1 protein-coding gene and 1 pseudogene are annotated in these 949 nt (G+C 32.5%); both read left to right on the forward strand.

Annotation, left to right across the window (positions count from 1 at the left end; translation table 11 throughout):
* Positions 1 to 86 precede the first annotated feature (86 nt).
* Positions 87 to 491 carry a transposase family protein gene (locus tag HJG58_RS18600; RefSeq protein ID WP_000669095.1) on the forward strand — a complete coding sequence of 135 codons (405 nt, stop codon included), beginning with the start codon at positions 87 to 89 and terminating at the stop codon, positions 489 to 491.
* A gap of 37 nt (positions 492 to 528) precedes the next feature.
* Positions 529 to 921 (forward strand): annotated as a pseudogene (locus HJG58_RS18605) (transposase family protein); the annotation flags it as partial.
* Positions 922 to 949: the final 28 nt, after the last annotated feature.

Below are 949 nucleotides of genomic sequence, written 5' to 3' on the forward strand. Positions count from 1 at the left end.
TAGACTTCCGTCATAAATCAAAAAACGTACAATTTATTTGATCAAATTAATCAGCAAAATTATTTAATTCAAGAGATAATCCTTGGATGAAATTCAAAGATATTCAAAAATTATCAAACGTTAAGTTTCGTAGGCTTACCGGTGTTAGTTGGGCTACATTTAACCTCATGTTGGCCGAGCTAAATAAGCATTTACCTCGTCATATTGGTAAAGGACGACCGCATAAATTACCGTTGGAAGATCGTTTGCTCTTATGTATAGAATATTGGAGAGAATATCGAACATTTTTCCATCTTGGTATGAGTTACGGTGTATCTGAAACGAGTGCAATTCGTATCACACGTGTTATTGAAGATACCTTAATCCGTTCTGGAAAATTCAACTTGCCAAAACAACTTCCTAATCGAGATGAAGTGGATTGGGAAGTTGTTGTGATTGATGCCACTGAAATATTAGTTCAACGTCCAAAAAAAACAGAAGAAATGGTATAGCGGTAAAAAAAAGCGACATACCTTTAAATTTCAGTTATCTATGCACTATACAACAGGTGAAATACTGAGTGTATGTGGAAGTCATGGAAGCATGCATGATTTTAAAATATTTAAAAAAAGCATGAGGAAATTAAAATTTAGGCCCTTTTTTATCGTTGATAAGGGTTATTTAGGGATAAAGAAATTGGGTTTTGGATGCCTCATGCCATCTAAAGCAAAGAAAACTGAAAAACTAGATTCTGAATTAAAAAAGTTAAATAGAGAGATTGGTCGTAGACGAATTCAAGTAGAGCATGTATTTGGAAGGATGAAATGTTTTAAGATTTTATCTTGTGTATATAGAAATCGTCGTAAAAGATTAAACCTACGGTTTAATTTACTTGCTGGCATATACAATTTAGATTGGGTGAAAGATAAACAATTAAATTGATTGAAAAATGATTTATGAAGGAAGTCTA

This window comes from Acinetobacter geminorum (assembly GCF_013009345.1).
GTDB classification, from domain to species: Bacteria; Pseudomonadota; Gammaproteobacteria; order Pseudomonadales; family Moraxellaceae; genus Acinetobacter; species Acinetobacter geminorum.

Coding starts and splice junctions, on each gene's coding strand:
- HJG58_RS18600 (WP_000669095.1), top strand. CDS start 87: ATGAAATTCAAAGATATTCAAAAATTATCAAACGTTAAGTTTCGTAGG.